This is a genomic window from Corallococcus sp. CA053C (assembly GCF_003611675.1).
Lineage (GTDB): Bacteria > Myxococcota > Myxococcia > Myxococcales > Myxococcaceae > Corallococcus.
This window is the reverse complement of record NZ_RAWA01000065.1, coordinates 21,332-31,150: the sequence shown is the minus strand read 5'-3', so window position 1 is coordinate 31,150 and position 9,819 is coordinate 21,332. Positions and strand designations below refer to the sequence as shown.

Annotated in this window: 6 protein-coding genes and 3 pseudogenes; 2 read left to right on the top strand and 7 right to left on the bottom strand. The window is 65.5% G+C overall.

Translation table 11 applies throughout. The features are described from left to right. Window positions 1–252 precede the first annotated feature (252 nt). The 4 genes and pseudogenes from D7V97_RS11965 to D7V97_RS11955 form a co-directional block, all read right to left on the bottom strand. Window positions 253–774: pseudogene (locus D7V97_RS11965) on the bottom strand (transposase); the annotation flags it as partial. 15 nt (window positions 775–789) lie between these two features. After that, entirely contained in the window at window positions 790–915 is a 126-nt protein-coding gene (locus tag D7V97_RS46480) for a hypothetical protein (protein ID WP_255424785.1), read from the bottom strand. Between the two features lie 55 nt (window positions 916–970). Beyond that, window positions 971–1,381: pseudogene (locus D7V97_RS46775) on the bottom strand (helix-turn-helix domain-containing protein); the annotation flags it as partial. Window positions 1,382–1,593: 212 nt separating this feature from the next. Then, window positions 1,594–2,925, bottom strand: coding sequence for a tail fiber protein (locus tag D7V97_RS11955; RefSeq protein WP_120610746.1), 1,332 nt, complete (start codon window positions 2,923–2,925; stop codon window positions 1,594–1,596). Window positions 2,926–3,007: 82 nt separating this feature from the next. On the opposite strand from D7V97_RS11955, the pseudogene D7V97_RS45840 reads away from it, so the two are divergent. Further along, window positions 3,008–3,271: pseudogene (locus D7V97_RS45840) on the top strand (tyrosine-type recombinase/integrase); the annotation flags it as partial. A gap of 57 nt (window positions 3,272–3,328) precedes the next feature. On the opposite strand, the gene D7V97_RS11945 reads toward D7V97_RS45840, so the two are convergent. Beyond that, entirely contained in the window at window positions 3,329–5,680 is a 2,352-nt protein-coding gene (locus D7V97_RS11945; RefSeq protein ID WP_120610742.1) for an RCC1 repeat-containing protein, read from the bottom strand. After that, a complete protein-coding gene (locus D7V97_RS44610) occupies window positions 5,677–6,564 on the bottom strand; it encodes a hypothetical protein (RefSeq protein WP_158623338.1) in 888 nt (295 codons plus the stop codon). Before D7V97_RS44610 ends, D7V97_RS11945 begins: the two co-directional genes overlap by 4 nt. 513 nt (window positions 6,565–7,077) lie before the next feature. Between D7V97_RS44610 and D7V97_RS11930 the strand changes: the two genes are divergently transcribed. Further along, window positions 7,078–7,566 carry a hypothetical protein gene (locus tag D7V97_RS11930; RefSeq protein ID WP_120610739.1) on the top strand — a complete coding sequence of 163 codons (489 nt, stop codon included), beginning with the start codon at window positions 7,078–7,080 and terminating at the stop codon, window positions 7,564–7,566. A gap of 298 nt (window positions 7,567–7,864) precedes the next feature. Here the strand turns inward: D7V97_RS11930 and D7V97_RS46770 are convergent, their stop codons facing one another. Next, a complete protein-coding gene (locus D7V97_RS46770) occupies window positions 7,865–9,283 on the bottom strand; it encodes an IPT/TIG domain-containing protein (protein WP_368668899.1) in 1,419 nt (472 codons plus the stop codon). Between the last annotated feature and the right edge of the window lie 536 nt (window positions 9,284–9,819).

The following is a 9,819-nucleotide window of genomic DNA, read 5'->3' as shown; positions in this document are numbered from 1 at the left end:
AGCCGGCTTCCAGCGCTCCACGAGCCACCTCCGTGAGGTGGCGACCTATGCACGCAGCGACCACCCGCGTCGATCGCTCGCGCAAGTATTCGACTTTCCTCGGGCGGAAACCTGATCGGCGCTCTAGCAGGTTGTTGAAGAAGTCCTCTGGACCTCGGCGGTCTACTACCTAATGGATAATACGTTAAAGTCTCACCCCAACAGGTCGTAGGTCAGAAGGCTCACCAGCCCTTTTTCAACAGCCTGCTAGTCCTATGACCGGGTGAAGTCTGTGGGTTGGTAATGGAACTTCGCTCGGGCCTTCGGTACGGTGAATCGCCAGCGAATCCGGAGCCGGTGGCGGTTGGCCCACTTCTGCCATGCCTGCGTTTCGCAGTGGAGCTTGTCGAGCGTGGGGATGCGCCGCCTCCCCAAGCACTGCCGGGAGAGCAGGGAAATCTCCACCTCCGCCTGATTGAGCCAACTACCGTGGACGGGTGTGTAGTGCGGAGTGAATCGACGCCAGAGCCGCCGCCCTGCACGCACCCCGTACCGCACCTCCAGCGCATGGCGGCTGTGGGTACTGAGATTGTCCAGCACCAGGTGGATGGTGTTCGCCTCCGGGTACTCCTTGGCGATGTCCTGGAGGGCTTCGGCAAACGCCGGACTCTTTCTATTCGGCGTGGCCTTCACGAAATGCCACCTCGCCTTGGGCTCCACCGCGCAGAAGAGATTGGCCGTGCCACAGCGGAAGTAGGCGTAGTCCCGACGTGCCTCACGCCCATGGCAGGCGGGCGATGCTGGGCGTACTCACTCCAGCAACTGCACGGGCCGCTCATCGAAGCAAACGACGGGTTCAGTGGGACACAGGGGCCGCTGGTACAGCTCCAGCACGTCTTCCATTCGCTCGGCGTATTGGGCGTCCAGCTTTGGCACGCACCACATTTTTTTCCCGCCACGGCTTCAAGTCATGACGCAGGAGCAGCTCGCGCACGGTTTCCCGCCCAACCTCCGGAACCAAGCCTCGGCGCACCACTTCCTGCGTAATGAGGCGGACCGTCCAACGGGCACGCCCCTCGGGCGGCAGTGCACACACCATGGCGACCACCTCGCTGGCCTGCTTCTCCGTGAGACGCCGCGCCGCCCCGGGCCGCGGCTTCTCATGGAGCGCTGCGCTGAGTCCCTCCTCCCGGTAGCGTCTTCGGACGGTGCGCACCGTGGTTTCAGTGACGCCCACCGCCTCGGCCACGCCCACGACCGTCCAGCCCTCCGCTAGCAGTTGCAGCACCCGGGCTCGCCGCAACACCCGCACCGACTCGCGTCCTCGGTGCGTCAGCGCCTCCAGCGCTGCGCTGTCCGCCTGCTTCAGCTTCAACCCTTGGCTTCTCGTGTGCCCCCGCATACCCGGAGCAACAGCGGAGGCCCGCCCGTTAATCTCCACCCGGCCAAAGGACTAGAGGGGCGCGCTGGCGGCACATGCGGCCCAACAGGGTAAATCCGCTCACGGACGCGCGAGGCCGGAGTCCCGACAGCCCCAATCAGCCCACGGGTGTGGCAAGCCATGACAGCATCGCGCTCGATGAGAGGCTCTGGGATGAACATGGGAAGCGAGACCTACCGCTCTCTCACTCGAACAATCCAGTAGACATTGGCGTTTTGAGGGCGCGTTTCACTGCCCCCAGCCGACCGAACCGATACATTGGACCCCTGCGTCGACATATGGGGACGATTGAGGTCTAGGAAATCACATGACATCGCCCCGCCGCCAGATCGCATCGCGCCGTATCCTCCGTTACAATCGCCGAGGAATCCGCGACCCACAGAGTGCGTATGGCCGGGGTCATTCACTCCGTGACTATGCTCTCGGAACGCGTCTCCCTCAATAGAACCAACACTGTCTCCACTTGCTCCACCTGGCGCATTCGGCCCGCGGCTTGCTTTGTCGGGATCACGCCCCACACCCATGTCAACACCGCGCAGGAACCTGCCTCGAAGATCCGGCACGTTGAAGTGCGTGTCATTTCCGCCCCAAGATTTACCAATCGCAGAGTAAAGCTCCGGCCATTCGCTGATTTTCAGCGAGGCTCCATCACACACACGCCAACCAGATGGTATCCGGTCAACCGTGCCGGCCCAAGCCACAATTGAACCAATGGGCGGCTCACGGGGTTCCTGTTTGCGAGCACTCACGGCCGGAACCGCAGCAAATGGTCGCGAAATCGCACCATTTGTTGTTTGTATGTCGATCCGCGCGGGAGTCGCATACACCATTCTGCTCATATGCGCAAACGGGGCAGCCGCAAGCTTCCGCGTACATGTCAGAGACAGCTCGTTTCCGTTTCGAACCTTCAACTTGTCGGCCGGCCCGGCATCGACGAAGCCTCGATTCGGAACAAACCAGCGGCAGCGGAATGCATCTGCGGCAGGAGTAACACCAACGGACACTTCAATCGTCGGATTGACGCCTGGCGGCGGAACATACCGGACGATGAAATTCACTGGTGCAGAGGGATCATCAGGGAAGTCGGTGTTCACTCGAAGGTTGGTTTGCGGCTCTCTTGAAACGCATGCTTGCCATGCCGCAACTGCCTCAGAGTTCATAACTTGCCGAATCTTTGTAAACCTGTCGGACTGCTCGTTCGCTGAGGCGCTCGATGAGGAAAAAGATTCGTTGATAGCCTTAAGTTGATCTGAGCTGACCTGTACCTCGCCGCCGAAGAGTCCATAGGAGACAGCAGCGCCCCCAGACAATTGATCGCGCCGCAAATCGCTCATGGCTCGATTGACTTCATTCCGGACATTTGCCGCGCTTGCAGTAGCTCCGGTATCGAGGAAGTAGTCGCTGACCCCGTGTGCCAAAATACTGTCACAATGGCGTGAATCTTGCGCAAAAGCAGCATTAAAACATGCAAGAGCCAATACCAGACTGGCTAAGTTTGCCCTCATACCGCCTCCATCAAGAATGTTCTCTGCTTAGCAGTCGCAATACCGCACGTCAACCGACTGCCTTGCAGCTAGCACTGCTGCGTCAGGCATCAACCGCGAGGAAGGGCGGGTCGGGTGGCACGACCTACGCCACACCTACGCCAGCCACCTTGCGATGCGGGGCGTCCCGCTCAAGGTGATCTAGGAGTTGATGGGACGCGTCACCATTGAGATGACCGAGCGCTACGCCCACCTGAGCCCCGACACGCGGCGAGAGGCGGTCGGTGTTCTTGACCGACCCCTGCCGCTTGCGCCCGCATGCGACATACGTGCAACACGGATGGAGGAAGACTCTAACCATCCGTAAAGACGTACTAAAAAATGGAAGCGGCGGCAATCGAACCCGCCGCTGGGGGCTTCCGGCCTACCTGATTGGGAGTGGAACCAACGTGTATGACGGGCGGCTGACTCCCAGCTGGCCGACGTCGCCGTAGCCCCAGGCCCAGACACTGCCGTCCACCTTGAGCGCCAGGGAATGGGCGAAGCCCGCGCTCAGGGCGGCCACGCCCGTCAGGCCCGGCACCGGCACCGGCGCCGGCCTCCGGTCGATCGTCCTATCTCCCAGTTGGCCATAATCGTTGTTGCCCCAGGCCCAGACGCTGCCGTCCGCCTTGAGCGCCAGGGAGTGGGAGGAGCCCGCGGCCAGGGCGGCCACGCCCGTCAGGTCCAGCACCGGTACCGGCGTCAGCCGTGGGTCGGTCGTCCCATCCCCCAGCTGGCCGAAATCATTGTCGCCCCAGGCCCAGACGCTGCCGTCCGCCTTGAGCGCCAGGGAGTGGGAGCCGCCCGCGACCAGGGCAGTCACACCTGTCAGGCCCGGCACTGGCACCGGCGTCAGCCTTTGAGTGGTCGTCCCATCCCCCAATTGTCCGTCAACATTGAGACCCCAGGCCCAGACGCTGCCGTCCGCCTTGAGCGCCAGGGAGTGGTAGACGCCCGCGGACAGGGCGACCACGCCCTTCAGGCCCGGCACCTGCACCGGCGCCAGCCTCTGGGTCGTCGTTCCATCCCCCAGCTGGCCGAAATCATTGTCGCCCCAGGCCCAGACGCTGCCGTCCGCCTTGAGCGCCAGGGAGTGATAGGCGCCCGCGGCCAGGGCAGTCACACCTGTCAGGCCCGGCACTGGCACCGGCGTCAGCCTTTGAGTGGTCGTCCCATCCCCCAGTTGGCCGTCAACATTGAGCCCCCAGGCCCGGACGCTGCCGTCCACCTTGAGCGCCAGGGAGTGGGTGAAGCCCGCGACCAGGGCGGTCACGCCCGTCAGGCCCGACACCTGCTGCACCAGCGTCAGCCGTGGGTCGGTCGTCCCATTCCTCCCATTCCCCAACTGGCCGTAAGTATTGCTGCCCCAGGCCCAGACGGTGCCATCCGCCTTGAGCCCCAGGGCGTGGGAGAAACCTGCGGCCATGTGGCTGCAGCCGGTAAGCTGGGAGGGCTCTGGAACGTTCACGTATCGGAAGAGTTGTCCCCACCTCCATGTCGTGCCGTCCGCCTTGAGCGCCAGGGATTGAGAGGCGCCCGCGGCCAGGGCGACCACGCCCGTCAGGCCCGGCACCGGCGTCAGCCTTGGGGCAGTCGTCCCATCCCCCAGCTGGCCGTAATCGTTGTAGCCCCAGGCCCAGACGGTGCCATCCGCCTTGAGCGCCAGGGAGTGGGCGAAGCCTGCGGCCAGTGAGGCCACGCCCGTCAGGTCCGGCACCGGCACTGGCGTCAGGCTTGGGTCGGTCGTCCCATTCCCCAGTTGGCCGGTAGAATTGTCACCCCAGGCCCAGACACTGCCGTCCGCCTTGAGCGCCAGGGAATGGAAGTCGCCCGCGGCCAGTGAGGCCACGCCCGTCAGGCCCAGCACCGGCACCGGCACCGGCGTTGAATCGGTCGTCCCATCCCCCAGTTGACCGTAACCATTGTTGCCCCAGGCCCAGACGCTGCCGTCCGCCTTGAGCACCAGGGAGTGTTGGGCGCCCGAGGCCAGGGCGGCCACGCCCGTCAGGCCCGGCACAGGCACCGGCCTCCGCTTATGGTCGGTCGTCCCATTCCCCAGCTGGCCGTGCGTATTGTTGCCCCAGGCCCAGACGGTGCCGTCCGCCTTGAGCGCCAGGGAGTGGGAGTCGCCCGCGGCCAGTGAGGCCACGCCCGTCAGACCCGGCACCTGCACCGGCGTCAGCCTTTGAGCGGTCGTCCCATCTCCCAGCTGGCCAATAGAATTGTCACCCCAGGCCCAAACGGTGCCGTCCGCCTTGAGCGCCAGGGAGTGGGAGCCGCCCGCGACCAGGGCGGCCACGCCCGTCAGGCCCTTCACCGGCACCGGCGTCAGCCGTTGGTCGGTCGTCCCATCCCCCAGCTGGCCGTAATCGTTGTTGCCCCTGGCCCAGACGCTACCGTCCTTCATGAGTTCCAAGACAAACTCATCGCCCGCGGCGACGCTGATGACGGCACTCCCCGCGTCCGCAGGGCTGCCCGCATCCGCAGGAGTGCCTGAGTCCACTCCACCAGCGTCAGGCGTGCCCGAATCCGTAGTGATTCCTGCGTCCTTCTCATCCGTCATGCCGGAGTCGGCGGTGCCGCCAGCGTCGTGCGCCGCCTGCGTCGGCGGTTCGCCACAACGCGCGGGATTGCGCAGGCAGAAGTCATCCTGGTCCTGATCGAAGTCGATGCAGCCAGCCAGGGACGCCAGCAGCCCCACCACCAGAACCAGGCCCTTGCAGCGCGCGTTCATGGCCACCTTCCCTGCACGAAGGCGGACGTGCCGTCCGTGCTCACGTCCATTCCCAACGTCTTCGCCCGCGACGACCGCCCCAGCAGGAATCCCACCGAGACGCCCAGGCCCACCATGCCCGCAGCCGCCAGGCCCGCGCCCACCCACTGGTACCGCTGCCCGCGAGAAGCGCTGCGCTTGACGTCGTCCCGTGTCGCCAGGCTCGCGTCATCGCCCCGTAGCTTCGAGTGCTCCGCCCGGGCCAGCAGGTAACACACCCCTCCTCCCACCAGCAGCCCGCCGCCAATGGTGGCGGGGAGCCACGCGCCTGTAGGCAGCCCCTGGCCGCTGGAGGCCTGCGCGACGAAAGGCTCCGGCGCCAGCGCCGGGACATGAGGTGTGTACGGCCCGGGCGTGGGCGGAGCCTCCGGGGGTGGCACTTGCACCGGCACGTCCGCTTGATTGCGCGCCGCGGCCTCCACCTTCTGCTTCACCTGCCGCCGCACGGCTTCGAACCGCGCCTCCACCTTCGGTGAGACAAGCACGGGCAGCTTCGCCTCGGGACTCACGAAGAGCGCCGCCTTGAAGGCCGCTTCCGACTCCTCCACCCGGCCGAGGCCCGCCAGGATGGCGCCCGCGTAGAGAGAAAGCAGGACGTCCTCCTCCTTCCCTGAGGAGAGGCGCCTGGCGCGTGAGAGTTGCTCCAGGGCACGCTCAAACTCCAGGTTCTCGTAGAGGCGGCGCACGGAGAGCAGGTAGGGCTGCACCCTGCCCTGCTCCTGGGCGGTGGCCTGCAGCAAAGGCAGCAAAGTCAGGCCCAGCAGCAACGCGCCCAGCAGCCGGCGGCTGCACGTAGAAGCCAACCGCCGCGCGTGGCGCCCCTGAAGGAAGCCTTTTGAGTCCATGGAAGTCCCTCGTGTCCCGGCGGCCCGTACTCGCAGGAGCCCTCCCTGCCAGGTGCAAGGCCGGACATGCCAGGAAACGGGGCGCGACTATAAAGAACCGGAGGACTGTTGCACCTGAGTCACGCTTGCCCTACCGCTCCCAGAGGTGAGGATGAAATCCTTCCGCTGCCGACGCCGGCGGTGCCGCAGCGCACGGATACAGGGCGAATGCGCAGGTCACCCAGCCCGGCTGGGTGTCGCTCTTCCCGGCAACATCGACTTCGAAAACGGGCTGGAGACCTTGAGTTCTCCAGCCCGCTTCACTGATGGTCGGGGAGACAGGATTTGAACCTGTGCCCCCTTGGTTCCGAACCCATGCGAAGGGCCATCCAGGCGTTACCACTGGAACCTGAGAGCACCGAGGATGATGCTGCTGGCTCAAAACCCTGTTCCGGCTGTGTCCAGAGCGCGTCCGGAGGCGGCGCATTGGAATGCCAGACGGATAGGCTGACAGCCTGCTGGCTGCGAGGGACCATGAGCATCCAGAAACAGAGTGTCGGCGAGCTTCTCGCCGGGTATGCGCAAGTGCTCGCGGAGCTTCGACGCCGCAGGGTGGTGCGCACAAACAACGCCCCCGCGGGGGATTACGCAGAGTGGCTCGTTGCTCGAGCTCTCGGTGGCACACTCGCCGAGGACAACTCGGTCAAGTCGCACGACCTCACGCTCCCTACAGGTGAGCGTCTCCAGGTGAAGGCTCGGGTCATCTCCGAGCCACCGAAGCGTGGGCAGCTGCAGACCTCCGCATTCAGATCCTGGGACTTCGAGCTGTCCGCCCTGGTCCTGCTGAGGGACACCGACTACTGCGTGGTCCGAGCCGCGCTCGTCCCTGTCGAGATCGTCCGCGAGCAGAGCCGGTTCGCGGCCCACACAAACGCCCACTCGGTCCACATGAACTCGCGCCTGATGGGCCATGCCCGAGCGGTGGACATCACCGCCCAGCTCCGCGCCGCAGCCGAAGGATGAATGAGAGGCCCCTTCCTCTCCGACATCGACTCGCGCGCGGCCATCAAGGACTCCCGCGGGCCCCGTGCGCCTCAACCCCTCACCGGAGGTGCAGGAACTGAAGCGCATCGGCTAAACCCTTTCACGCGACAACTACCTTGACGCTCACCGAGACCCGGGTGTCCGCCGCCGTCGGCGGCCCCCACTCCACCGAAGCTGGCAGCTCCGATTGCGCCAGCCGCGCGCCCTCACTCGGCACCTCCTGCCCGGGAAGGATGTCGCCTCCGCGCTGCTGGCGGAGGCGGTGGGCAGAGAGCTGTCAGTACGTGCAGGCGAAAACCACGTCCTGGGTTGAGCCATTGAATTCCAAGGGACCGAAGCCCGCCTTCCTCCCTATCGCCTTGCAGTACCGGAAGACGGCTGAGGTACACGTGGCGGAGAAGTAGGTTGTTGTGTTGATATAGGCCAGGATCGTCGACGGGGTGCAGCCGGAGTGCTGGGCCGTGAGGTTCCAGATGCTGATCTCAAACACCTCCACACCCGGGCCAGCAGTGCCCTGGATGCCTTGAATGCCCTGGGGGCCCCGAGGCCCCTGGAGGCCTTGAGGGCCGGTATCACCCTTGATGCCCTGGGAACCCATATCCCCCTTGAGCCCCTGGGGGCCCTGAGGGCCGGTATCGCCCTTGTCGCCTTTGATTCCCTGGAGGCCCTGAGGGCCGGTATCGCCCTTGTCGCCTTTGATTCCCTGGAGGCCCTGAGGGCCAGTATCCCCCTTGGGACCGATAGGACCGACAGGGCCGATGGCACCTTCACGACCGGCCGGGCCCGTGAGGCCGACGGGGCCCTGCGGACCCGTAAGCCCGATGGGGCCTACAGAGCCGGTATCGCCCTTGGGACCGGCCGGGCCCGTGAGGCCGACGGGGCCCTGCGGACCCGTAAGCCCGATGGGGCCTACAGAGCCGGTATCGCCCTTGGGACCGGCCGGGCCCGTGAGGCCGACGGGGCCTACAGAGCCGATATCGCCCTTGTCGCCCTTGTCGCCCTTGAGCCCCTGAAGCCCTTGAGGGCCAGTATCACCCTTGTCACCCTTGAGGCCCTGGGGGCCGATATCGCCCTTGAGCCCCTGAGGACCGACCTCACCCTGAGGACCGACCGCGCCCGTGAGACCGATGGGCCCCTGCGGCCCCGTAGGCCCGGTGGGGCCCTGAGGACCGACCTCACCCTGGGGGCCGGTAGGACCGACATCCCCCTTGGCGCCCTGGAGGCCCGTCTCTCCCTGAGGACCGGCAGGGCCCATGGGCCCCGTGAGGCCGACAGGACCGACCGGGCCCTGAGGGCCGACATCACCTTGAGCCCCCCGAGGCCCCGTGGGCCCCGCAGGCCCTTGCGGCCCCGTATTGCCTTGAGGTCCCTGTGGGCCCACAGGCCCCGGCGGCCCGACGGCTCCGATCGTGACTTCGAACGCGACCGTCGTGGACGGCTTGACCGTCGTCGTCACCACGAGTTGGTGGGAACCGGGGTTGGTCAGGAAGCTTGTAGGGAGGAGTGCAACCAGGGTGGTGCTGTCATTGCTGACGATTCTGAGCTCGACTCCGCCCAACGAGACAGCCGGCACACTCGTACTCGTGCCGAAGCCGTCGCCGTAAATCAGGATCTGCCGCTGATTGGTATCGATGTCGACGGTGGTGATGGTTGCGGAGGGCTGGGCACCGTTGGCTGAAACAGCAAACAGCAGCATCACTCCCAGCGTGGCAATCCACGAATTCCGATAGACAAAGGCCCGCGACGCCCGGCCCGGTGGCATGACTGTGTTTCGATGCATGGGTTCTCCTGTACTCGTTCACGGCAGTGGCAGCTCGGCTCCCCGGTCCAACATGAGTGGGGGTTCAGCTCGACCCCATGCCACGGCATTTCTGCCGAGGTTCCCTTCGTGGGCGGAGCAACTCCCTCTCAAATAAAGAGAGACTGTGAGCCGACGAATGATGCAGTGAATCTGCAAGTCTCCTCGGTGCGCGCCTGCCAGCGCGGGTGCGGCAACAGCACTGAGAAGACGACGGCGATTGCCGCGACCGGTACGGGCACACCGGGTCACTGAGAACCTCCACCGCAGCACGCTTGACATCGTGCTGGGCGAGGACGCGCGTCAGTTCTGCCGCCCGATGCACACGGCCTTGAATCAAGCATCCTCCATGCGATGCAGGAGGCGTAACGGGGTGCCGTCTGGCGGTGCATCTCGAGGACGCAGGGCCGCGGGCAAGGGCCGCGACGACCGGC

Coding starts and splice junctions, on each gene's coding strand:
- D7V97_RS11930 (WP_120610739.1), top strand. CDS start 7,078: ATGAGCATCCAGAAACAGAGTGTCGGCGAGCTTCTCGCCGGGTATGCG.
- D7V97_RS11955 (WP_120610746.1), bottom strand. CDS start 2,925: ATGAGGGCAAACTTAGCCAGTCTGGTATTGGCTCTTGCATGTTTTAAT.
- D7V97_RS11945 (WP_120610742.1), bottom strand. CDS start 5,680: ATGAACGCGCGCTGCAAGGGCCTGGTTCTGGTGGTGGGGCTGCTGGCG.
- D7V97_RS44610 (WP_158623338.1), bottom strand. CDS start 6,564: ATGGACTCAAAAGGCTTCCTTCAGGGGCGCCACGCGCGGCGGTTGGCT.
- D7V97_RS46770 (WP_368668899.1), bottom strand. CDS start 9,283: ATGCTGCTGTTTGCTGTTTCAGCCAACGGTGCCCAGCCCTCCGCAACC.